The 23,145-nt window shown below is 68.4% G+C and carries 22 protein-coding genes; 13 read left to right on the top strand and 9 right to left on the bottom strand.

Going from position 1 to position 23,145, the window contains the following annotated elements; translation table 11 throughout:
• Nucleotides 1-4 precede the first annotated feature (4 nt).
• From mug to ABZS29_RS24935, 4 genes are all read right to left on the bottom strand, one after another.
• Nucleotides 5-508, bottom strand: coding sequence for a G/U mismatch-specific DNA glycosylase (mug, locus tag ABZS29_RS24950; RefSeq protein WP_355465029.1), 504 nt, complete (start codon nt 506-508; stop codon nt 5-7).
• Nucleotides 509-621: 113 nt separating this feature from the next.
• Nucleotides 622-1,296: a hypothetical protein gene (locus tag ABZS29_RS24945; RefSeq protein WP_355465027.1), complete on the bottom strand. Its 675-nt coding sequence runs from the start codon at nt 1,294-1,296 to the stop codon at nt 622-624.
• A complete protein-coding gene (locus ABZS29_RS24940; protein WP_355465025.1) occupies nt 1,296-1,580 on the bottom strand; it encodes a hypothetical protein in 285 nt (94 codons plus the stop codon). The genes ABZS29_RS24945 and ABZS29_RS24940 overlap by 1 nt, the downstream gene beginning before the upstream one ends.
• Nucleotides 1,574-1,897, bottom strand: a complete 324-nt coding sequence (locus ABZS29_RS24935; protein WP_355465023.1) for a hypothetical protein — start codon at nt 1,895-1,897, stop codon at nt 1,574-1,576. Before ABZS29_RS24935 ends, ABZS29_RS24940 begins: the two co-directional genes overlap by 7 nt.
• Nucleotides 1,898-1,986: 89 nt before the next feature.
• Here ABZS29_RS24935 and ABZS29_RS24930 point away from each other — a divergent pair, with 89 nt between their 5' ends.
• The 6 genes from ABZS29_RS24930 to ABZS29_RS24905 are packed head-to-tail and all read left to right on the top strand — an operon-like array spanning nt 1,987 to nt 9,104.
• A complete protein-coding gene (locus ABZS29_RS24930; protein ID WP_355465021.1) occupies nt 1,987-2,514 on the top strand; it encodes a hypothetical protein in 528 nt (175 codons plus the stop codon).
• Between the two features lie 10 nt (nt 2,515-2,524).
• Nucleotides 2,525-3,685, top strand: coding sequence for a serine/threonine protein kinase (locus ABZS29_RS24925; RefSeq protein WP_355465019.1), 1,161 nt, complete (start codon nt 2,525-2,527; stop codon nt 3,683-3,685).
• Nucleotides 3,686-3,734: 49 nt separating this feature from the next.
• Entirely contained in the window at nt 3,735-4,442 is a 708-nt protein-coding gene (locus tag ABZS29_RS24920) for a Clp protease N-terminal domain-containing protein (RefSeq protein WP_355465018.1), read from the top strand.
• Between the two features lie 10 nt (nt 4,443-4,452).
• Entirely contained in the window at nt 4,453-5,730 is a 1,278-nt protein-coding gene (locus tag ABZS29_RS24915; RefSeq protein WP_355465016.1) for a serine hydrolase, read from the top strand.
• An 18-nt stretch (nt 5,731-5,748) separates the two neighbouring features.
• The gene (locus ABZS29_RS24910) at nt 5,749-7,146 is read left to right on the top strand and encodes an ATP-binding protein (RefSeq protein WP_355465014.1); all 1,398 of its coding nucleotides are present in this window, start codon (nt 5,749-5,751) and stop codon (nt 7,144-7,146) included.
• A complete protein-coding gene (locus ABZS29_RS24905; RefSeq protein WP_355465012.1) occupies nt 7,146-9,104 on the top strand; it encodes a VWA domain-containing protein in 1,959 nt (652 codons plus the stop codon). Before ABZS29_RS24910 ends, ABZS29_RS24905 begins: the two co-directional genes overlap by 1 nt.
• Nucleotides 9,105-9,993: 889 nt before the next feature.
• Here ABZS29_RS24905 and ABZS29_RS24900 read toward each other — a convergent pair.
• A complete protein-coding gene (locus ABZS29_RS24900; protein ID WP_355465010.1) occupies nt 9,994-10,848 on the bottom strand; it encodes a cobalamin-binding protein in 855 nt (284 codons plus the stop codon).
• 267 nt (nt 10,849-11,115) lie between these two features.
• Here ABZS29_RS24900 and ppdK point away from each other — a divergent pair, with 267 nt between their 5' ends.
• The 3 genes from ppdK to ABZS29_RS24885 all read left to right on the top strand — a co-directional run bounded on the left by ppdK (nt 11,116) and on the right by ABZS29_RS24885 (nt 15,040).
• Entirely contained in the window at nt 11,116-13,770 is a 2,655-nt protein-coding gene (gene ppdK, locus ABZS29_RS24895) for a pyruvate, phosphate dikinase (protein ID WP_355465008.1), read from the top strand.
• Between the two features lie 44 nt (nt 13,771-13,814).
• Nucleotides 13,815-14,597: a class I SAM-dependent methyltransferase gene (locus ABZS29_RS24890; protein ID WP_355465006.1), complete on the top strand. Its 783-nt coding sequence runs from the start codon at nt 13,815-13,817 to the stop codon at nt 14,595-14,597.
• 161 nt (nt 14,598-14,758) lie between these two features.
• Nucleotides 14,759-15,040: a muconolactone Delta-isomerase family protein gene (locus ABZS29_RS24885; RefSeq protein WP_355465005.1), complete on the top strand. Its 282-nt coding sequence runs from the start codon at nt 14,759-14,761 to the stop codon at nt 15,038-15,040.
• A gap of 16 nt (nt 15,041-15,056) precedes the next feature.
• On the opposite strand, the gene ABZS29_RS24880 is transcribed toward ABZS29_RS24885, so the two are convergent.
• Nucleotides 15,057-16,274: a hypothetical protein gene (locus ABZS29_RS24880; RefSeq protein WP_355465003.1), complete on the bottom strand. Its 1,218-nt coding sequence runs from the start codon at nt 16,272-16,274 to the stop codon at nt 15,057-15,059.
• A 162-nt stretch (nt 16,275-16,436) separates the two neighbouring features.
• Here ABZS29_RS24880 and ABZS29_RS24875 point away from each other — a divergent pair, with 162 nt between their 5' ends.
• Nucleotides 16,437-17,963, top strand: coding sequence for a UDP-N-acetylglucosamine 1-carboxyvinyltransferase (locus ABZS29_RS24875; RefSeq protein ID WP_355465001.1), 1,527 nt, complete (start codon nt 16,437-16,439; stop codon nt 17,961-17,963).
• On the opposite strand, the gene ABZS29_RS24870 is transcribed toward ABZS29_RS24875, so the two are convergent.
• Entirely contained in the window at nt 17,928-18,767 is an 840-nt protein-coding gene (locus ABZS29_RS24870; protein WP_355464999.1) for an alpha/beta hydrolase, read from the bottom strand. The two genes, ABZS29_RS24875 and ABZS29_RS24870, sit on opposite strands and share 36 nt — an antisense overlap.
• Before the next feature lie 85 nt (nt 18,768-18,852).
• Here ABZS29_RS24870 and ABZS29_RS24865 point away from each other — a divergent pair, with 85 nt between their 5' ends.
• Complete coding sequence (locus tag ABZS29_RS24865; protein ID WP_355464997.1) at nt 18,853-19,458, top strand: TetR/AcrR family transcriptional regulator; 606 nt, start codon at nt 18,853-18,855, stop codon at nt 19,456-19,458.
• Here the strand turns inward: ABZS29_RS24865 and ABZS29_RS24860 are convergent.
• Nucleotides 19,404-20,660: an MFS transporter gene (locus ABZS29_RS24860; RefSeq protein WP_355464995.1), complete on the bottom strand. Its 1,257-nt coding sequence runs from the start codon at nt 20,658-20,660 to the stop codon at nt 19,404-19,406. The genes ABZS29_RS24865 and ABZS29_RS24860 overlap by 55 nt on opposite strands.
• Entirely contained in the window at nt 20,657-21,208 is a 552-nt protein-coding gene (locus tag ABZS29_RS24855) for a helix-turn-helix domain-containing protein (RefSeq protein ID WP_355464993.1), read from the bottom strand. The genes ABZS29_RS24860 and ABZS29_RS24855 overlap by 4 nt, the downstream gene beginning before the upstream one ends.
• 74 nt (nt 21,209-21,282) lie before the next feature.
• Here ABZS29_RS24855 and ABZS29_RS24850 point away from each other — a divergent pair, with 74 nt between their 5' ends.
• Nucleotides 21,283-21,888: a dihydrofolate reductase family protein gene (locus ABZS29_RS24850; RefSeq protein ID WP_355464991.1), complete on the top strand. Its 606-nt coding sequence runs from the start codon at nt 21,283-21,285 to the stop codon at nt 21,886-21,888.
• Nucleotides 21,889-21,894: 6 nt separating this feature from the next.
• Complete coding sequence (locus ABZS29_RS24845) at nt 21,895-23,127, top strand: deoxyguanosinetriphosphate triphosphohydrolase (RefSeq protein WP_355464989.1); 1,233 nt, start codon at nt 21,895-21,897, stop codon at nt 23,125-23,127.
• The last annotated feature ends 18 nt before the right edge of the window (nt 23,128-23,145 follow it).

Genomic DNA, 23,145 nt, shown 5'->3' with positions numbered 1-23,145 from the left:
GGAGTCAGGCGGGCCGACTGGCCTGCTCGAGTTCGGCGAACACGGCTGCAAGCTTGGGCAGGGTGTAGTGCGCGTTGAGCCCGCTGGGGTTGGGCAGGATCCAGACCTTGGTCGACCCGATCACTCGCTCCTGGCGACCCATCTTGGCCTTCGGCTCAGCGAACGCATCCCGATACGCGGTCACGCCGACGACCGCGAGCCACTCCGGCTGGTACTTCAGGACCTTGGCGACCAACTGCTCGCCACCCGCCACCAACTCGGTCCGGGTCAACTCGTCGGCCTTCGCCGAGGGCCGAGGCACTACGTTGGTGATCCCCAGCCGGTAGTCGAGCAGCTCTTCTTGTTCTGCCGGCTTGAGCTGCCGGGGCGTGAACCCGCCCTGATGCAGCGCCGGCCAGAACCGGTTGCCGGGCCGCGCGAAGTGATGCCCGGTCGCCTCGGACATCAACCCCGGGTTGATCCCGCAGAAGAGCACCCGCAGATCGGGGGCGATGACATCGGGAATCATGAGAGCACGGTAGCCAACGACACGTAGTAGTCGGGCGTCGGCCGGATCCGCCCGTGGGGCGGTGGCGTGCGGAGCGGCCTGGAGCCCACTACTACGTGTCGTTACCGACACCTTCAGTCGTTGTCGTTGTTGAGGGTGGCGGGGAGCTGGGCGGCGATACAGCTGCGCGCGACGAAGAGCCAGATGGTCTCGCCGAGGGCGTCGACGCGAATCATCGCGGCGTCGCGGTCGTTGGTGGAATAGCGGTACCCGCCGGTGGACGGCAGGGCGAAGCCGACCGGGTCGTGCAGGCGGCCGGCGGCGTAGGTGCTGTCGACGAAATAGTTGTAGTAGCCGGTGCAGGCGGCAGGATTGATCCGGACGATGATCGCGCCGTTGCCGGTGTGCGGTGCGGCGTCGAAGTCGCGGCCGAAGCTGCGGCGATGGGACAACCGTTCGCTGGTGTCATCGCTGCAGCTCGCGGCGACCGGTACGGAGCTCGAGGTGTCGAGGGCGCCGGGGACCAGGAAGGCACAGAAGTTGGAGCCGTCACCGGCGCGCCAGCGACCGAAGTGGAAGTTGTTCGGGGTGGTCGTGTGGACGTCGAACCGGGTACCGGCGATCGCCGTCCCCATGACGTATCCGCACGACTTGTTGGCCAGCCATCCACCGGCCGGGATGGTGCCGAAGTTGTTGCAGGCGGCGGGTTTTGTGACATTGCCCTTGGTGACGTACTGGTTGACGGCATAGGCAGGGGACGCCAGGACACAGAGGGTGGCGACGATCAGGGCGGCGAGGAGACGTCTCATCAGCAGAACCAGCCGTCCTGGACCCAGCCGTCGTGGTTGATGTCGCCGTAGGCGAATCCGAAGACCCACTCGCCGCTGACCTGCTTGACCAGGAAGGTCTGCGGTTTGTGCAGCGTGCCCATCCGGGCGCCGCCGGGCTTCACCCGCAGCTCCAGGTCTTGTGCGCAGACGGTCTCGCGGACGCCGACGGTGCCGTTGGCGGCATGAGCCGGTACGGCGGTCAGTGCCGCGCCGGCGATCAGCAGCGCAGCGGCCAGCGCGGTGGTGCGCAGCGCGTTCACCACGAACCCCAGCCGCCGAGGCACTCGTACCGGACGAAGCCCCAGTCGTTCGGGCCGAAGTCCTGGATCGAGGCCCAGCCGTTGTACACCGGGTGCTTACCGCGGGTGTGGCCGACCTTGTTGCCGTAGTACAGCGTGCGCAACGGGTGCACCGGGCCGGGGATCGAGAAGTCGTAGTTCTCGTACATCGTCGCGTCCTGGCACACGATGATCGCGTGCTCGGGCGGCTCGACCGCGACCGCGGCCTGGGTGCCGGCCAGCAGCACGGCGCCGGTCACGGCGGCCGCGGTCAGGAGGAAGGGGGCGGACTTCCTTGTCATCTGAACCTCCATGAAGTTGTTATCTGAGATGACGGTAAAGCGCGTCGCTCAAGATGGCAATGCCTGTCATCACTGGATACAGTGAGCCGATGGGCGCTCGGGTGGAACGCAAGGCCTTCTACGGCATCGCCGAGATCGCGGACGCTCTCGGGCTGAACCGGCAGCTGGTCACCGCCTGGCGCCGCCGCCGCAGTCACGGCATCCCCGAACCCGATGGCGAGCTCTCGTCCGGACCGATCTGGCGCGGTACGACGATCGAGCCCTGGATCGACGTGGTCCGCGCACAGCGGGACTCGCCGGCGCAGCCGATCAGTCCCGAGCTCGCGCTGAAAGCCGGTCGGCGGATGCTGCGAGTCGCCGCGCTGTTGCTGGAGGAGCCGATCCGGCTGAAGCTGCTCAGCCAGTCGCTGGCCGAAGCCCGCGAGCTACTGCCGATCGCCGAGGACGCGGCCGACGATCAGCTGGGCCGCGCCGTACGGCAACTGTTGTCGCCGCTGCGCGCAGAGCCCGGCAATCTGCCGCGCTTCCGCCGCAAGGTGCTCGCCGAACTGGCCCAGCTGGAGCCCCTCGTAGACCTGGCAGCAGAATCCCTTCCGGAAGCAGACAGTGCGGGTTAGTGTGCGTGCCGTGATCGTCGAAGTACCTGGCTACCGCCTGGCGGAGCCGTTGGGTGCGGGTGCGACAGGGGTGGTGTACGCGGGGGTCCGGCTGGCCGATGGGGGGTCTGTCGCGGTCAAAGTCGTGCATCCGGAGCTGGTCGACCCGCAGTACCGAGACCGGCTGCGCCGCGAGGCCCAGCTGGCCGAGGCCGTCATCCACCCGGGCGTGGTCCGCGTGCACGAGGTCGGCGGTGAGCGCGATCAGGCGTGGCTGGTGATGGACCGGCTGAGCGGTCCGGATCTCCAGCAATTGCTGGAGGCTGAGGGTGCTTTGCCGGCGGATCGTGCCGTCGCATTGCTCGCTGAGGTGGCCGATGGGGTCGACGCTGTTCATCGGGCCGGCGTCATCCACCGCGATCTCAAGCCGGCGAACATCATCCTGCACGACGGCCGGCCGATGGTCGGCGACTTCGGAGTTGCTCGCCAGTTGGCCAGCGTCGAGTCGACGACGGGTCTCGATCTGAGTGGTGACGCCTGGCTGCACAGCGGTACGCCGTCGGGTCCGTCCCTTGGCTCGATGGCCGGCACGGTCGCCTATATGGCGCCCGAACAATGGCGCGGTGACCCGGTCACTCCCGCCACCGATGTCTATGCCCTCGGCGGGACTCTCTATGCCCTCCTCACGGCTCGCCGTCCGTACGAGCGCCGTACGCTGCCTGAGCTTGCGTACGCCGTAGCCATGCTTCCGCCGCCGGTCACCGACACGGCGTACGACGAAGTCATTCGCGTCGCGATGGCGAAGGATCCCGGCGACCGCTACCCGACCGCTGCCGCCTTCGCCACCGCCCTCCGTGCTGTCTCGTCGGGCCGACCAATCCAACGTGCGCGGTGGACGAGGCGCCGACTGACGGCTGTTGCCGCGATCGCGGTACCTGTAGTCACGCTCACCGCAGTCGGTGCAGCCCTCCTTGCCCAGGGCCGTGAACACTCCACGGAGCAGCTGACGGTTTGTGCGCAGGATGCGACGGTTCGGGACGCGCCGCGGAGCCGGACAGTGGTGGCGACTGTGTACCGCGGGGATCGGTTGACGCCGATCGCGCAGCGGGACGGGGAGTCTTGGGTGCATGTGCGGCTGCCGGACGGGCGGACTGGCTGGTCGCTGACGGACTATGTGCGGCACAGCTGCTGATCGTCAACCTGGGGTTGACGCGGTCCGGCTGTCAACCTAGGGTTGACGTATGACTCCTGGACCGGATCTGCAGCAACTCATCACCACCATCAAGGACGACACCGGCAGCGACGACGAGCTGCAGCAGCTCGCGACCGCGGCGTCGACCATCAGCGAACTGACCAGCACCGGCGACGCGGCGCTCGGGTTCTTCGTGGACCGGGCGCGGGGCGCCGGCAAGTCGTGGGTCGAGATCAGCGCGGTGCTCGGGGTGAGCAAGCAGGCCGCGCACAAGCGGTTCGCGGACTCGTGGAGTACGACGCCGCAGTTCGACCGGTACACGCAGCGTGCGACCAACGTCGTACGGGCTGCTGCGGCAGTGGCTCGCGAGCGGAACCACAATTTCGTCGGTACCGAGCACCTGCTGCTCGGCTTGTTCGCCGAGCCGGACTCGATCGCGACCAAGGTGCTCACCGGGCGTGGCATCACCGAACAGTCGGTGCGCGAGGCGGTCGACGTACTCAGTCCGGCGGCCGAGACGACCGATCCGTCGACCCCAGCCGAGACGCCGTACACGCGGCGCGCCCTGCACGTCCTGCACGGCGCCGTCGCAGAGGCGCTCACGCTCGGGCACAACTACGTCGGCACCGAGCATCTCCTGCTCGCGTTCTACCGTGACGTGGAGACTGTCGCCGCCAAGGTGCTGCTGGAGCAGGGCCTGAACGAGCAGGCTGCCTGGAAGGACGCGCGCGACCTGCTGGACCAGTACTCGAAGTAGGTTGGGGCGCATGCCTGATTGGTCTGCGCGGTTGAGTGAGTTGGCGACAGCTGCCGAGGTGCCGGGCGCTGTGCTCGGGATCTGGGCCGGCGGTGAAACGACGATCACCCCGTACGGCGTCCTGAATGTCGAGACCGGTGTCGAGACCACCGCCGACTCGATCTTCCACCTCGGATCGATCAGCAAAGCGTGGACCGCGACACTGATCTTCCAGCTGATCGAGGAGGGCCGGCTCGGTCTCGACGATCCGGTGGTCAAGGTGTTGCCCGAGGCACCGATCGATCCGCGGATCACCGTCCGGCAATTGCTCACTCACACCAGCGGTATCGACGGCGACGTCTTCACCGACACCGGCCGCGGCGACGAGTGCGTCGAGCGGTACGTCGCCCTGCTCGCCGACGTCGAGCTCCTCTTCGAACCAGGTACGGCGTACTCGTATTGCAACGCGGGTTTCGTCCTGCTCGGCCGCATCATCGAGGTCCTGGACAACCGCACCTGGGACGAGTGTCTCCGGGCGCGCCTGATCGAGCCGCTCGGCCTGACCAAGACCGTCACGCTTCCCGAGGAAGCGATCCTGCACCGCGCCGCGGTCGGCCACCGCGATGTCGACGGCGTACCGGTCGAGACGTGGCAGCTCCCGCGAAGCATCGGCCCGGCCGGCCTGATCGCGTCCACCGCCGACGACCTGCTCACCTTCGCCCGCTCGCATCTGACCGACCGCTATCTGGCAATGCGCGAGCGGCAAGGGATCGACACCGGTGGGTCCGGTGGATTCGACGTCGGTCTGACCTGGCGGCTGTACGACTGGGGCGGCCACCAGCTGTTCGGCCACGACGGCGCCACCATCTCGCAGCTTGCCTATCTTCGCATCGATCCCGTAGCAAACGTCGCTGTCTGTTTGCTGACCAACTCCGGCAACGGCAATGCGCTGTTCGAACCGCTCGCGACCGAGGTCTTCACCCACCTCACCGGCGCCGCCCACCCCGCTGCGCCGCAGCCGATCGACTACCCGATCGACGATCGCCACGTCGGCCGGTACGAACGTGCCTCGGTCCGGCTGGACGTCGTACGGCGTGATGGCCGGCTCTGGGCGCAGTATCAGGCCACCGGAGACCGCCTGGCCTTCGCCGAGAACCCGGTCATGGAGTTCGAGTTGCTGCCCACCGAACCTGCTGACGGCAACCACTTCGTGCTGCGTGACTCACCGAAGCATCCGTGGGTGCCGCTGACGTTCAAGGGGTCTCACGTGCTGACCTCAGGAAGAATTACTCCTCGCTTTTTGGGGTGAGCGAGCTAAGTTCGTGACGTGACCAGTGCACCTGCTGAACTTCCTCGTACGGCTGGTGACCTTCGGGCCGCCGGCTATCTGCCTCGGTCAGTCAAGGCCGAGCTCCGTGACAACCTGCTGAAGGAACTCCGGGCCGGGCGTGATCCCTGGCCCGGCATCGTCGGCTTCACCCGGACGGTGATTCCGCAACTGGAGCGTGCCCTGCTCGCGGGGCACGACGTCGTCCTGCTGGGTGAGCGCGGCCAGGGCAAGACCCGGCTGCTGCGCACCATGGTGGGACTGCTGGACGAGTGGACCCCCGTGATCGAGGGCGCCGAGCTCCCCGAGCACCCGCTGGAGCCGATCACCCCTGCCTCGATCCGCCGCGCGGCCGAGCTGGGCGATGACCTGCCGGTGGCCTGGCTGCACCGCAGCCTCCGGTACGCCGAGAAGCTGGCGACGCCGGACACGTCGGTCGGTGACCTGATCGGCGACGTCGACCCGGTGAAGGTCGCCGAAGGCCGCAGTCTCGGCGACCCGGAGACCATTCACTTCGGCCTGGTACCGCGGGCGCACCGCGGGATCGTGGCGATCAACGAGCTGCCGGACCTTGCCGAGCGCATCCAGGTCGCGTTGCTGAACGTGATGGAGGAGCGCGACATCCAGGTCCGCGGGTACACGCTGCGGCTGCCGCTCGACGTGTTGCTGGTGGCAACCGCGAACCCCGAGGACTACACCAACCGCGGCCGCATCATCACGCCGCTGAAGGACCGGTTCGGTGCGGAGGTGCGGACGCACTATCCGCTCGACATCGACGCCGAGGTGGACGTGATCCGGCAGGAGGCCGAGTTCACCGCCGAGGTCGGGGAGCCGTTGCTCGAGGTGCTGGCGCGGTTCGTCCGGCACCTGCGGGAGTCGCCGGCCATCGACCAGCGATCGGGGGTTTCGGCCCGGTTCGCGGTGGCTGCGGCGGAGACGATCGCCGCGGCTGCGCTGCGGCGTTCGGCGATCACCGGTGAGGAGCCGGCGGTGGCTCGTCCGGTCGACCTCGACGCGGTCCCCGCCGTACTGCGGGGGAAGCTGGAGTTCGAGCCGGGGGAGGAGGGGCGCGAGATCGAACTGCTCGAGTACCTGCTGCGCCGCTCGGTCGCCGACACCGCGCGGGAGCGGTTCGCCGGTCTCGACCTGACACCGCTCGCCAACGCTGTTGCCGAGGGCAACCTTGTGGTCACGGGCGAGCGGGTGCCCGGCAAGGACGTACTCGCCGCGCTTCCCGAGCTGCCGGTGCTGCACGATGTCGCGGCTCGGGCCGGCGTCGAGGCGGACGAGTCGCCGGGCCGGATCGCCGCCGCGGTCGAGCTCGCGCTGGAGGCGCTCTACCTGTCCAAGCGGGTGGCCAAGGACGCCGACGACGACACGACCGTCTACGGAGCCTGATGACCGCATCGATCCCAGAAGGCTGGTCCTACGGGCCGTGGCACGACGGGCCGGATCCACTGGCGCCGCCGGTGGATCTGCGTGACGCGCTCGACGAGATCGGCCGCGACGTGATGAACGGGTCGTCGCCGCGCTCCGCGCTGGAGGAGTTGCTCCGGCGCGGCACGCAGCGGACCCAAGGTCTGGACGATCTGACCCGGCGGCTGTGGGAGCGCCGCCGGGAGATCCAGCGACGGCACAACTTGGACGGCACGCTGCGTGATGTCCAGCGGCTGCTGAACGAAGCCTTGGAGGCGGAGCGGCGAGAGCTGTTCCCGAATCCGTCTGACGATGCGCGGTTCGCCGAGGCGCAGCTGGACGCACTGCCTTCTGGTACGGCGGCCGCCGTACGGGAGCTGGCGTCGTACGAGTGGCAGTCGTCGGAAGGGCGTGCGAAGTACGAGGAGATCCGTGAGTTGCTCGGGCGCGAGTTGCTCGGGTCGCGGTTCGAGGGGCTGAAGGACGCGTTGCAGCAGACGACGCCGGAGGACGTCGAGCGGATCAACGAGATGCTCGGCGATCTGAACGCGTTGCTGGCCGCGCATGCGCAAGGCCGGCCGGATGTGCCTTCGTTGTTCTCGGAATTCATGGCCAAGCACGGGGAGTTCTTTCCGGAGAATCCGCGGACTGTCGAGGAGCTGATCGACGTACTGGCTGCTCGGGCGGCTGCGGCGCAACGGATGATGAACTCGATGACGCCGGAGCAGCGCGCCGAGCTTGCCGAGTTGTCCCAGCAGGCGTTCGGGAGTCCGCAGTTGGCGCAGCAGCTTGCGCAGTTGGACGCACAGTTGCAGTCGCTGCGGCCGGGCGAGGACTGGTCCGGGTCGGCGCAGATGAGTGGCGACGATCCGCTCGGCCTCGCGGAAGGCGCGCGGGCGATGTCGGATCTGGCCGAGCTGGACGCGTTGGCCGAGCAGCTGTCGCAGTCCTATCCCGGCGCTCGGTTGGAGGACATCGACCTGGATGCTCTGACCCGGCAGTTGGGTGACGAGGCGACGGTCGACGCTCGGCGGTTGAGCGAGCTCGAGCGTCAGCTCCGCGACCAGGGGTTGCTCGAGCGGGCGCCCGACGGCTCACTGCAGTTGTCGCCGAAGGCGCTGCGGCAATTGGGTCAGACGGCATTGGCCGACGTACTGCGTTCGGCGCGTGGATCGGGCGAGCGGGATGCCGCCAATGCCGGTGCCGCGGGTGAGTTGAGTGGGTCGACGCGGCCGTGGCAGTTCGGCGACACCCAGGCTTGGGACGTCTCGCGGACGGTGCGGAACGCCGTACTGCGGACTGCTGGTCGTGGTCGTTCAGTGCGGCTCGACGTGGCTGATGTGGAGATCGCGGAGACCGAGCACCGCGCCCGGGCCGCCGTCGCGCTGCTCGTCGACACTTCGTGGTCGATGGTGCAGGAAAACCGCTGGCTCCCGATGAAGCGCACCGCCCTCGCCCTGCACCAACTCATCTCCACCCGCTACCGCAACGACGCCCTCCAGCTGATCACCTTCGGCCGCTACGCCGGCGTCGTCGAACTCCCGCAACTGATCGGCCTGGAAGGCACCTGGGAACAAGGCACCAACGCCCACCACGCCCTCCTACTCGCCGGCCGCCACCTCCGCCGCCACCCCGACGCCCAACCCGTCGTCCTGATGGTCACCGACGGCGAACCCACCGCCCACCTCGAACCCGACGGCACCGCCGAGTTCTCCTACCCACCCGAACCAGCCACCCTCCGCAAAACCATCTTCGAAGTAGACCGCCTGGCCAAACTAGGCGCCACCCTCACCGTCTTCCGCCTAGGCGACGACCCCCGCCTCAACGCCTTCGTAGACCTCCTCGCCCGCCGCTCCGGCGGCCGAGTAGTAGCCCCCACCCCCGACGGCCTAGGCGCCGCCGTAGTAGGCGACTACCTAAAAACCCGCCGCAGTCTCTAGCCCACCCGCCCCCATCCCGTGCCCGCCACCCGGCGGGCACGGACCTCAGCCACTCACCAACCCACCCAGCGCGTGCCCACCCCGCCGCCTTCAAGCGTGCGCCCCTCCCCACCCACCCACGTTGATGAGTGGCGGCGGTCCGGACGCCCACGCCATCACAATCGGTCGCCCGGCGACCGTCCCCGCCTGAACCCGGCGCGCTCAACCACTTGTGATGGCCTGGCGGTCCGGACGTGCATCACCCGCCACCGCTCGTGATGGGTGGTCTCGTAGTGGCCTTGTGCGTGTGGCGATGGTGAGGGGCAGTTGGGTAGGTGGTGGCGGCCGCTTGGGTGGTCGGGGCCTGATGCTCGCCGGAGGGCGGATGCCGGCGGGATCGGTGGAGGTGGCAGGTGTGGACCTCAGCCACTCACCAACCCGCCCGGTGGGTGTCCGCCACGCGGTCTTCAAGCGTGCGTCCTTCCCGCCCGCGCACGTTGGTGAGTGCGGGCGGTCCGGACGCCCACCCGGCGAGCACCCGTCCGGGTCCGTCCCGCGCCCGCCCATCTGGCGGGTGTGGACCTCAGCCACTCACCAATCCCGGCGCTTTCTCGGCGACCATCGAGCCGGTCCCACCCGGCAGGCGCGCACGCCGCGTCTACGCGTGCGCCCCGCACCCGCCGACGTCGATGAGTGGCGGCGGTCCGGACGTCCACGCCATCACAATCGCTCGCTCGACGATCGCGCCCGCCTGAACTCGGTGTGCTCAACCATTTGTGATGGCCTGGCGGTTCGGACGTGCATCACCCACTAACGCTCGTGATCGGGTGGTTTGGCCGTGATGGTGTGGTTTGGCCGGGGTGGTGAGCGTGTGGGGGTGAAGGAGGTGGTTGGTGGCCCGCTGGGCGGGTTAGCGGAGGCGGCGGGCTTGGGTGGGGGCGGGGAGTTGGCCGGTGAGGATTTGGGTTAGGACGTCTATGCCTTCGATCAGGCGGGGGCCGGGGCGGGCGAAGTGGCTGTTGGAGTCGACTGCCCACACCTCGGAGTGCGCTGGGAGTAATGCATGGCGGATGAGGGCTTCGGCTTGCTCGTACGCCGCCGGTACGTCGAAGCCGCAGGGGGCGACGATCACGACCTCGGCGGTGGAGAGGGCGGACCAGTCGACCGGGTGGGAGCGGGTTCCGGCTGTGCCTAGGACGTTGATGCCGCCGGCTAGGGCGACTTGTTCGGGGAGCCAGTGGCCGGGGGCGTACGGCGGGTCGGTCCACTCGAGAAGGGTGACGCGTCGGCCGGTGGGTGGCCGCGGGGTGAGGCGGCGGCGGAGGTCTTCGAGGAGGGGAGCGGCATCGCGGTTGATCGCTTGGGCGACTTGCTCGATGGAGGTTAGGACCTCGGAGAGAGTGTGGGGGTTGGTGGTGACTACCTGCGCGGTGCAGCCGAGGTAGTCGAGGGCGGACTCGACGTCGGTGACGTCGAGCGCGCAGACGGCGCAGAGGTCTTGCGTGATGACGATGTCCGGGTTGAGTTCCCGCAGGGCGCCGGCGTCGAGTTTGTAGAGGTCTTCGCCGGCGGCAACCCGGGAGCGGACGGCAGCGTCGATCTCGGCCGGCGTGAGCCCGGACGGAAGTGCGGTGGTGGAGACGATCCGGCGCGTGCGCGCATCCGCTGGGTAGTCGCATTCGAAGGTGACGCCGACCACAGCATCACCGGCTCCAAGCGCGAAGCAAATCTCGGTTGCCGACGGTAGTAGCGAGACGATGCGCACGAGACGAACTGTAGGGGAATCAACCCTCGTACCCACCCCGGCTGCGATTCATCGATGAAGACGCCGATTGTCTCGCGTTGTCAACCAGGTAAGGGTTTTCCCGCCTTCGGTCTGTGGGGAGCGTCACGTGGCGATTGTGAGACCAGTGTTCAACTGGACTGGTTTTCGGGCTTACTCTGAAGGAACGCCCACGCCAGTGAAGTCGAGGGGCCAGCGGACCACCGCACCGCGTCTTGAGCAGCATCACCCGCACCCCAGGGAGTGACCGTGCCGAAACTCGTCTATGACTTCGCCGAAGGCAACAAGGCCATGAAGGAGCTGCTCGGCGGCAAGGGTGCGAACCTCGCCGAGATGACCAATCTCGGTCTGCCCGTGCCGCCTGGTTTCACCATCAGTACCGAGGCCTGCAAGGCGTATCTGAGCACTGGCTCGGTGCCGGCGGAGCTGGCCGACGAGATCGACCATCACGTCGACGTACTGCAGCAGAAGATGGGCAAGAAGCTAGGCCAGGCTGACGATCCGTTGCTGGTCTCGGTCCGCTCCGGTGCTGCCGTCTCGATGCCCGGCATGATGGAGACGGTCCTCAACGTCGGCCTCAACGACGACTCGGTGAACGGTCTCGCGCACCAATCGGGCGACCCCCGCTTCGCCTGGGACGCGTACCGCCGGCTGATCCAGATGTTCGGCAAGACGGTCCTCGGCATGGAGGGTGATGTCTTCGAGGACGCGATCGAGGCGGCCAAGCAGGCCAAGGGCACTCGCAACGACCTCGACCTGGACGCCGACGACCTGAAGGCGCTCGTCGAGAACTTCAAGCAGGCGGTGCTCGATCACACCGGCCGGGAGTTCCCGCAGGACCCGCGGACCCAGATGGATCTCGCGATCGAGGCCGTCTTCGGGTCGTGGAACTCCGAGCGCGCGATCCTCTACCGCCGCCAGGAGCGCATCGCCACCGACCTCGGTACGGCGGTCAACATCTGCTCGATGGTCTTCGGCAACCTCGGCATGGACTCGGGGACCGGCGTCTGCTTCACCCGCGACCCTTCCACCGGCCAGCCCGGCGTGTACGGCGACTACCTCCAGAACGCACAGGGCGAGGACGTGGTGGCCGGCATCCGCAACACGGTCCCGCTCGCGGATCTCGAGCAGCTGGACAAGACGTCGTACGACGAACTGATGGCGATCATGGCCAAGCTGGAGGGCCACTACCGCGACCTGTGTGACATCGAGTTCACGGTCGAGCGCGGCAAGCTGTGGATGCTGCAGACGCGGGTCGGCAAGCGGACCGCGGCTGCGGCGTTCCGGATCGCGACCAGCCTGATCGACGAGGGTGTGATCGACACCGACGAGGCGCTGAAGCGGGTCAAGGGTGCGCAACTGGCGCAGCTGATGTTCCCGCGCTTCGACGCGGACGCGGAGAAAGAGCTGATCACCAAGGCGATCGGCGCCTCGCCGGGTGCCGCCTCGGGCAAGGTGGTCTTCACATCTGCCGCGGCGGTCGAGGCAGCGGACAAGGGCGAGAAGGTCATCCTGGTACGCCGGGAGACGAACCCGGACGACCTCCACGGCATGATCGCGGCGCAGGGCATCTTGACCAGCCGCGGCGGCAAGACCTCGCACGCGGCCGTGGTCGCACGCGGCATGGGCAAGACCTGTGTCTGCGGCGCCGAGGAGCTCGACGTGAATGTTGCCCAAGGCACCATCACGGTCAACGGCGCCGTGCTCGAGGCCGGCGCGACGATCTCGATCGACGGCACCACCGGCGAGGTCTTCGCCGGTGAGGTCCCGGTGGTCGCGTCGCCGGTCGTCCAGTACTTCGAAGGTTCGCTGGACCCGGAGGCCGGTGACGATCTCGTGGCGTCGGTGCATCGGCTGATGACGCACGCCGACGAGGTACGGCGCCTCGGCGTACGGACGAATGCGGACACCGCCGACGACGCGGCGCGGGCGCGGCGGTTCGGCGCCGAAGGGATCGGGCTGTGCCGGACCGAGCACATGTTCCTCGGCGAACGGCGGGAGGCGGTCGAGCGACTGATCCTGGCCGACCAGGACGGCGATCGCGAGGCAGCGCTGGCCGAGCTGGAGCCGCTGCAGCGTGGTGACTTCCTCGAGCTGCTCACCGCGATGGACGGTCTGCCGGTGACGATCCGGCTGATCGACCCGCCGCTGCACGAGTTCCTGCCGTCGATGGAGGATCTGGCGGTCAAGGTCGCGCTCGCCAACGAACGCGGTGAGGACCCGGGTCGCGACGCGAAGCTGCTGGTCGCGGTTCAGCGGTTGCACGAACAGAACCCGATGCTCGGGCTGCGCGGCGTACGGCTCGGTCTGATCATCCCCGGCCTGTTCGCGATGCAGGTGCGGGCGATCGCCAGCGCGGCGGTCGAGCTGAAGAGCCAGGGCAAGGACCCGCGGCCGGAGATCATGATTCCGCTCGTCGGCGCGATGCAGGAGCTGCACCTGGCCCGCGACGAGGTGAGCCGCGTGCTCGCCGAGGTCGGCGTCGAGTGGAGCATCCCGATCGGCACGATGATCGAGCTGCCGCGGGCCGCGGTGATCGCGGACCAGATCGCGGAGGCGGCCGACTTCTTCTCGTTCGGCACCAACGACCTGACCCAGACCACCTGGGGCTTCAGCCGTGACGACGTCGAGGGCTCGTTCTTCTCGCGGTACCTGGAGAAGGGCATCTTCGCGGTCTCGCCGTTCGAGTCGATCGACGTCGAAGGCGTCGGCGCGCTGGTCCGGACCGGCGTCGATCGCGGTCGCGCCACCAAGCCCGACCTCAAGGTCGGCGTCTGCGGCGAGCACGGCGGTGATCCCGACAGCGTGCACTTCTTCCACCAGGTCGGCCTGGACTACGTCTCCTGCTCGCCGTTCCGGATCCCGATCGCCCGGCTCGAAGCCGGTCGCGCCGCCCTCGACTGAAAACCCGGCTGCGCTCCCGGTTCGTCCCGTACTACGGTGCGTGGGTGAGCCGGGAGCAGCTACGCCAGACCTTCACCGAAGACGCCGAGCTGTACGACCGAGTCCGGCCGAGCTACCCGCCGGACCTGTACGACGACCTCGCGGATCTCGTGAGTGTCGCCAAGCCGAACGTGTTGGAGATCGGCCCGGGCACCGGCCAAGCCACACGCCCCATGGTCGAGCGCGGGTGGTCCGTCAGCGCGGTTGAGCTCGGCCAGGAGCTCGCGGAAGTCGCACGACGGAACCTCCCGACCGTCGACGTGACCGTCGCGGACTTCGACACCTGGGAGCTGCCGCCACCGACGTACGACCTCGTCCTGTCGGCGACCGCCTTCCACTGGCTCGACCCAGCAACAAGAGTCCAGCGCTGTGCGCAAGTACTGCGACCTGGCGGCGTTCTGGCCGTGGTCTCGACGCACCACATCGCCGGCGGGAGCGAGCAGCTCTTCGTCGAGATGCAGCGGTGCTACGACCGGTTCACCGACGATCCCGAGAAGGGCGGGCTGCCGCCGGCGAGCGCCGTACCGGAGGACTCGTCGGAGGTCGACCGGAGCGGGCTGTTCGGGCCGGTGACGTTCCGGCGGTACGAGTGGGAAGTGGCCTACTCCGCCGCCGATTACCTCGAACTTCTGTCGTCGTATTCGGGGCATCGGGCCTTGACATCGGAGCGGCGTGACGGTCTGTACGACTGTCTCCGCGCTCTCATCGAGGGCAACGGCGGAACCGTCACCAAGCGTTATCTCACTCAACTTTCTGCTGCAGTTTCTCTTAACCAACCCCTTGCGTAGCGGGTCCCGGACTGGGCACTATAGCCGGGCGGGAAGGGAGTTCACTGTCGACTTTCGGGTCTGACCTGAACTAGCCGCTGTGGCGGCTTGTGGCTCCCTCTCCCGCACCAAAAACTTGTTGTGTGCAAGGCCGTATCCGCCCTCGTTGTAGGGTTCGGGGTATGGCCTTTTTCGTGGTGCAGTTGCAGTTCGACCTCGCCGAGACCGATGAGCGGCTGGCGGTCCGCCCGGCCCACCGGGAGTACCTGAACGAGCTGAAGGCGGCCGGCAAGCTGGTCGCCGCCGGACCGTTCACCGACCAGACCGGCGCGCTGCTGGTCTACAACGTGGCCGACGAGGCCGAGCTCCGCGACATCCTCGCGAAGGACCCCTACACCCCGGCCGACGTCTACCAGCTCGCGCTCCTCACCGAGTGGCAGCCGCTGTTCGCCTTCACTGAATAAACACAGTTAGGGGTTTCTAGACCTCGGCGCCTTCGAGGTTCAGGTGATCGACATAGGCCCAGAGCCAGACCAGCGGGGCGAGGACGAGCTCGGGATCGCCGTCCTCGTCGCCGATGAAGATCATCGAGGCGTCGCCGTTCTGGATGTCCTGGACGACCGCCTCGCAGACCGCGAGCGCGGCCTCGAAGATCAGCACCTCCGGCCCGTTCTCCCAGCGCGGCTGGGGGAGCGGGAGCACCGGCGCCTCGTCGGTCCCGTCGAGGTCGACCGAGACCTGCTGCAACTCCTCGTACAGGTCGAAGGTGATCAGCCCGGCCAGCGGGCGGCCGTCGTACCCGATCAGGTAGGGGTCCTCGACGCCGCTGCGGAAGTTGTCGCGGAGCTCCGGCAGCGCGGCCTGCAGATCGGTCGCCTCCAGGTACGGCGCCTCGTCCGGCTCGCTGTCGTCGCCGACGTCAGCCTGGCCGCTGCGCATCTCGTCGAACTGGTGCAGTAGATCGTTGAGCTCTTCGTAGGCGTCGCTGTCCGGCGACTTCTGGGCCGCGGCCTCGAGATCGCGCAGATGGTCGACCAGGTCGTCCTCGAAGTGCAGCTCGTACCGCGGCAGTCCGGGCTCACGACCGGCGTTGATCTGCGCGACCAGCTGCGTCGAGACCGGACCGAGCCGCTCGGCCAGCACCTCGAGCGGGGTGGTCGGCTTCTCCTCGTCGTCGTGCGCGCAGGAGTCGTCCTCGACCGTGCCGCCGCCATCCAGCGCGAGCAGCACCTGGAACGCGGGGAAGGCGAGCAGCGCCGCGGTCGCCATCATCCCGTCGCCGATCAGCATCAGCGGGTTGCCACCGGCTTCGGTACGGCGCAGGTGGTCCGGCATCAGCACCGCTGCCTGCTCGACGTTCACCTGGCTGGCCAGCGAGGACAGGCCGTGGTCGGTGTCGACACCGAGCAGCTCGACCAGCCGCTCCGAGCTCATGTCGAAGTTCGAGCGCAGGTAGTAGCGCAGCCAGCCGGCGTCGACCGGGTTGCTGAGCAGTTCGGCGATCCGGGACCGGAAGTCGGCCAGGTCGGCGATCGCGAGCACGACCAGCACCGGCTGGTCGCCGTCGCCGATCACCAGCGGCCGGGTGTCGCCGTTCTGGAAGCCGTCGATGACCTGGTGCAGACTGTCGGCCGCCGCGTCCAGCGGCCAGGCCTCCGCCTCGAACTCGTTCACCACCGCGGAGGTGTCGTCCTGCATGTGTCGTTCCTCTCCGGATGGCGGCGGGAGTTGGGTAAGTGTAGGCGGCGGGCAGGGCAGTGCGGGCCTGGGGGCGGTGCGCCGGGACGGACGTGACCTTGGCTACCCTGGCACCGGCGGGTCGGTGAATCGGTATCTCACATGTGAGATATGGTCCGGCGCATGAGTGATGACTACTTGAGCCGGATCGGCAATCTCATCCGGGACGCCCGTAAGCACCGCGGCTGGACCCAGTCGCAGCTCGCGGAAGTACTGAACACCAGCCAGAGCGCGGTGAACAGGATCGAAAAGGGTCATCAGAACCTCACCCTCGAGATGCTCGCCCGGATCGGCGAGGCCCTCGACTCCGAGATTGTCTCTCTCGGTGGCGGTCCGGTCCACCTCCGTGTCGTCGGTGGTTTGAGATTGTCCGGTTCGATCGACGTGAAGTCGTCCAAGAACGCCGGCGTCGCACTGTTGTGCGCGAGTCTGCTCAACAAGGGCCGGACCACGCTGCGCAAGGTGGCCCGGATCGAAGAGGTCAACCGGCTGCTCGAGGTGCTGAACTCGATCGGCGTGAAGACCACCTGGCTGAACGACGCCGGTGATCTGGAGATCGTGCCGCCGGCCCAGCTCGACCTCGCCGGCATGGACGCCGCCGCGGCCCGCCGTACGCGCTCCATCATCATGTTCCTCGGCCCGCTGCTGCACCGCGAGGACACCTTCCAGCTCCCGTACGCCGGCGGCTGCGACCTGGGCACGCGCACCGTCGAACCGCACATGACCGCGCTGCGGCCGTTCGGTCTCGAGGTGAAGGCGACCGCCGGCGAGTACCACGCGATGGTGAACCGGGCGATCACGCCCGGCAAGCCGATCGTGCTGACCGAGCGCGGCGACACCGTCACCGAGAACGCCCTGATGGCCGCGGCCCGGATCGACGGCGTCACCGTGATCCGCAACGCCAGCTCGAACTACATGGTCCAGGACCTCTGCTTCTACCTCGAGCTGCTCGGCGTGCAGGTCGACGGCGTCGGCTCCACCACCTTGACCGTGCACGGCCGGTCCGAGATCGACGTGGACGTGGACTACGCGCCGTCCGAGGACCCGATCGAGGCAATGAGCCTGCTCACCGCCGCGATCGTCACCGGCTCGGAGATCACCATCCGCCGGGCGCCGGTCGAGTTCCTCGAGATCGAGCTCGCGCTGCTCGAGGAGATGGGCCTGGACTACAGCCGCAGCGACGAGTACCTGGCCGAGAACGGCCGGACCCGGCTGGTCGACCTGACCACCCGCCCGTCGCAGCTGCACGCGCCGATCGACAAGATCCACCCGATGCCGTTCCCGGGCCTGAACATCGACAACCTGCCGTTCTTCGCGGTGATCGCGGCCTCGGCGACCGGCCAGACCCTGATCCACGACTGGGTCTACGAGAACCGCGCGATCTACCTGACCGACCTGAACAAGCTCGGCGGCCGGGTCAAGCTGCTCGACCCGCACCGGGTGATGGTCGAAGGACCGACGCACTGGTCCGGCGCCGAGATCATGTGCCCGCCGGCACTTCGCCCCGCCGTCGTCACGCTGATCGCGATGATGGCCGCGAAGGGGACGTCGGTCCTGCGCAGCGTCTACGTGATCAACCGCGGCTACGAGGAGCTCGCGGCCCGGCTCAACTCGCTAGGCGCTCAGATCGAGACCTTCCGGGACATCTGACAGGAACGTCACGGCTTCGGTGATCACGGCCGGGTCCGACAGGATCCGGCCGTGGCCGAGCCCGGTCTTCGCCGAGTACCGGGCGCGCGGCCCGTACGACGTCAGCAGTACGTCGACCTGTGCCGGGTCGACGACCTTGTCCACGTCGTTGTGGATGACCAGCAGGTCGACGTCGCCCGGACCGACCGAGAACTTGGTCCAGATGTCCGGATCGCCGTCGAACAACCGCGCCTCGATCTCGCGGCGCAGCCGGTCCTTCACCGCGGTGCGCAGGCCCAGCTCGGCACTGAACTTCTCGATCAGATAGCCGAAGTCGGCGAAGCCGCTGATCGACACGAACCGTCCGGCCGGCGCGCCCTGGCGGACGGCGTACAGGGCGAACGGGACGCCGAGTGAGTGCGCGATGATGCCTTCGAAGGCGCCGTGCTTCGCCGCGAGCGCGTTGATGATCCGCTGGTGGTCGAGGATCGTGCCCATCCCGATGGTCGTGTCGCCGTGCCCGGGGCCGTCGTACGAGACCGGGCTGTAGCCGAGCTCGAGCAGTGCCGTGATGAAACCGGCGTACCGCGAGGCGCGGGAGCGCCAGCCGTGGACGAGCAGGACCGGCCGGCGGCCGTCACCCCAGGCGTACGTGACGATTCCGTCGACGACCTCGACCCGGGCGGCCTCGTGGACGTTGCGCTCGGCGTCGCGCACCCGGCCGCGCGCCAACGGCCGGCGCCACAGCTCGAAGGCGATCCGGCCGGCCAGCCGGGGCGAGAACAGTCCGAGGGCGGTCAATCCGCCGCGGGCCAGCTTCTTCATGGTTCTCCTTCGAGCAGTAAACTATACGAACGGTCGTATTATTAGTTTGGCGAGGCCGCGCGGTCAAGCGGAATAGGATCGGGGCGTGGAGAAGGTCGACGGACGGTTGCGGCGCGGTGACGAGACCCGCCGCGCGGTGCTGCGGCGCGCGGTCGACATCGCCTCGATCGACGGGCTGGAAGGGCTGTCGATCGGACGGCTGGCCACCGAGCTCGGGATCAGCAAGAGCGGGCTGTTCGCGCACTTCGGCTCGAAGGAGGAGCTGCAGCTAGCGACGATCCGGGCCGCGCGCCGGATCTACGCCGACGCCGTGGTGATGCCGGCGTTGGACGTCGAGCCAGGGCTGGAGCGGGTGCGGAAGCTGAGCGAGTGCTGGATCGACTACTCACGTCGTCGCGTCTTCCCCGGTGGCTGTTTTTTCCAGAAGGTCTCCCACGAGTACGCCGCTCGCGGGGGAGCCGTCCATGAGGCGCTGGCCGACGTCCACCGGGAGTGGATGGAGCTCATGGAGAAGGTCGTGCGCGAGGCGGTCGAGCGAGGTGAGCTCGATGCGGATCCGGCGCAGCTGGCGTTCGACCTGAACGCCTACTACGAGGCCGCGAATCTCGCCTCGATCCTGCACGGCAACGAAGCCGGCTACGACACGGCGAGCCGGTCGATCGCGGCGCGGCTGGACTCCGCCCGCCGCTGATCGGGCAGGTCACGCCGGCCGCGGATCGGTGAGAACAGCAAGACCAGACTGGCCAGCGGAACACCGGCGGTGGTGATCCAGAGTGCGGCTTCGAGGCCGAGCCGCGAGGCGAGACTGCCGCCGAGCAGTGCGCCGAGCGGAATCGTCCCGTAGTTCACGAACGCCGACGTCGCGCTCAGGCGGCCGCGGAGGTCCGGTGGGCAATAGGACTGCAGGAAGGTCGACTTGATGACGTTGCCGCCGACGATGCCCGCGCCGACACCGAAGCCGCCGATCACGTAGAGCGCCGGGCTGAGCTGGGCCAGTGGGATGAGGAGGGCGAGCGTCGGCAGTCCGAGTTCGCACAGCAGCATGGCGCGCGCGGTACCGAACCGGTCGGCGAGGCGGCGGCCGATGAACGCGCCGACGACTCCGCCGCTCGCGGCGGCCGCGACCAGGACGCCGACGGTGCCGGGAGTCAGGCCGACGGAGCGAACCAGGAAGACCACGACGATCGCCTGATAGCCCATCAGGGCCAGGTTCGAGGTGGCGCCGAAGATCGTGAGCGTGCGCAACCAGACGTCCTGCGCGACCAGCCGGATCCCCTCGCGAATCGCGCCGGGCTGCCGGGCGGTCGCCGGATGGTGCTCACGGAACCGGATCGCGGTCAGGCAGCAGGCGGCGACCGCGAAGGTCGCTGCATCGACGTACAGGGCGTTGGTCGCGCCGAAGAACTGAACGATCAGGCCGCCGCACCCCAGGCCGACGATCTGCGCGGCGGACGCGCTGCCGTGCAGCTTGGCGTTGCCCTCGGCGTGATCGGCCGGGTCGAGCAAGGTGGGGAGATAGGCGCCGTAAGCCGTTTGAAAGACGACGCCTGCGGCGCCGGTCAGCAGGGCGACCGTGAGCAGCAACTTCACCGACAGCAAGCCGGCGGCGGCCGCGACCGGTACGGCGGCCAGCAGTAGCAGCGAGATCACCGACGTACCGATCATGAGCGGACGGCGGTGCCGCCGGTCGATCCAGGCGCCGACCGGCAGTCCGATCAACAGCCACGGCGCCCAGCTCGCCGCGGTCAGCACTCCGACCTCGAACGTGCTCGCACTCAGCTCGGAGATCGCGATCAACGGGATCGCCACTCCGGAGATCGCGGTCCCGAACCGGTTGACCGTCTCTCCGGTCCAGAAGAGCCGGAAGTCCCGATGGGTGCGCAGCAGGCTCATGATTCCTCCGGGCGTTGGGGGAAGGACTGGAACTGGACGACGACCCGTTCGGCGTCCGGGCCGGGGTCCATGGCTTCGTAGCGGTTGATGACTTCGCAGAGCTCGGCGTTGAGGGCGTGGAGCTGGTCGGGGGAGAGGCGGAGGTTGCGCCAGTCCGACAGGGAGGCCGCGGACCGCCACTCGATGGACCAGGATTCGCCGAGGTAGTTCCGGACTCGGCTGAAGTAGCGCTCGGCGAGGTAGCTCAGGTACGCGCGCAGGGCGCCGCTCGTCTCCGGGTCGTCGTCGAGGTCGGCCGGATCCAGCGTGGTCGTGCCCTTGGGGATCCGCCACCAGCGCTCGCGCTTGCTGCCGCGCTCGGTGTCCTCCTCGAGGTAGCCGTGCTCGGCGAGCAGTCGCAGATGCCAGCTAATCGTGCCGGTGTTCTCTCCCAGCCGGGTGGCCAGCGTGGTGGAGGTGGCCGGTCCGCTCACCTCGATGGCCTCCAGAATCTTCATCCGCAGGGGATGGGCGACTCCGCGGAGGCTTCGAGCGTCGATCCGTCTCATAGATGCAGAGTAGCCTCTGCAGAGAAGCCTCTGCAATCCCGAAAACTGTCGGTGGCGGGTTCTAGCGTTCAGGTATGCGGCCTCATGTAGTGGCACAGGTGGCGGTCTCGCTGGACGGGCGGACCGCCGGTTTCAACGCGGATCTGGCCCGCTACTACGCGATGGCGACGCTGTGGCAGGAGGACGTCACGCTCGTCGGCGCGGACACGATCCTGGCTCAGGAGAGTGTCGTGCGGGCCGGGCCGCGGCCAGGGGCGCGCGAGGTCGGGCCAGTGCTGGCAGTGGTGGACAGTCGAGCACGAGTTCGGGAGTGGGAGGCGTTGCGGCAGCTCGGGCATTGGTCCCAGGTGCTCGCGTTGTACGCCGATCAGACGCCGGCGCGACCGCCGGATGCGACCACGCCGGAGCTGGTCACCGGGTATGAGCAGGTGGACCTGGAGGAGGTGCTCGATCGCCTCGGCAGGCGCGGTGTGCGGGTGGTGCGGGTCGAGTCCGGTGGCTCGCTGATCGCCGTGATGCTGGAGCAGGGGTTGGTGGACGAGCTCGCGCTGCTCGTTCATCCGGTGATCGTCGGGGAGGGCGAGCCCTGGTGCGGGACGGCGGGGGTTCGGCTGGAGCACGCGGGGACGGAGGTGTTCAAGGGTGGAGTCGTCTGGTCGCGGTACTGCGTTCTACTGTGAGCGGTGATGAGGAAGCAGCATGAGTGGTACGACGAGCACGACGCGGAGCGGTGGGTCGCGGAGCCGGTGAAGCGGCCGGGGCGGACGGCGTTCGCGCGCGATCGGGCCCGGGTGCTGCACAGTGCTGCGTTGCGGCGGTTGGCGGCCAAGACACAGGTGGCCACCGCCGGTAGTGACGACTTCGTCCGCAACCGGCTGACGCACAGTCTCGAGGTCGCGCAGATCGGGCGCGAGCTCGCGTCGACGCTGGGCTGTGATCCGGACATCGTGGATGCGGCTTGTCTGGCGCACGATCTCGGGCATCCGCCGTTCGGGCACAACGGTGAGCGGGCGCTGGATCAGCTCGCGGCGGACATCGGCGGTTTCGAGGGCAATGCGCAAACGCTGCGGTTGCTGACCCGTTTGGAGTCGAAGACCTTCGACCCGGCCGGGCGCAGTGTCGGGCTCAACCTCAGCCGCGCGACGCTCGACGCCGCCACGAAGTATCCGTGGCCGCGCCGCGCGGGCGTGCGCAAGTTCGGGGTGTACGACGACGATCTCGCCGTCTTCGAGTGGTTGCGGCCGGGCGTCGGGGAGCGGCAGTGCCTCGAGGCGCAGGTGATGGACTTCGCCGACGACGTGGCGTACTCGGTGCACGACGTCGAGGACGGGATCGTCGCGCACCACATCGACCTGGCCGCGGTCGACGCCGATCGAGCGCCGTACTGGGAGACCGTCCGGCGACTGTACTTGCCGGAGGCAACTGATGCCGAGCTCGACGAGGGCTGGCGGCGACTGACCCGGCTGAACTACTGGCCGGGCGGCTCCTTCGACGACAGCCGGCGGGCGCTCGGCGGGCTGAAGGACCTGACCAGCCAGCTGATCGGCCGGTTCGTGACGACGGCCGAGCAGGCGACGCACGCGGCCTTCGGCCGGTCCCGGCTGATTCGGTACGAGGCGGATCTCGTCGTACCGGATGGGATCCGGGTGGAGATCGGCTTGCTCAAGGGCGTCGGCATGTTCCACGTGCTGAACTCCCCGGAGCGGCAGGCGCGGCGTGCCGTCCAGCGCGAGCTGCTCACCGAGCTGGTCGAGGCGCTGTGGAAGACCGGGCCGACCCACCTGGACGCACCGCTGCGCGCGGACTGGGAGGAGGCCGCGGACGATCAGGCCAGGCTGCGCGTGATCGTCGACCAGGTGGCCTCGTTGACCGACCCGTCGGCACTTGCCTGGCACGCGGATCTGGTGCGCCCCACCTGACCGCGACACTGCGGTGAC

It is taken from the genome of Kribbella sp. NPDC005582, assembly GCF_040605415.1.
Classification (GTDB): Bacteria; Actinomycetota; Actinomycetes; order Propionibacteriales; family Kribbellaceae; genus Kribbella.
The sequence above is the reverse complement of the archived record's forward strand: the minus strand, read 5'-3'. Positions and strand labels throughout refer to the sequence as shown.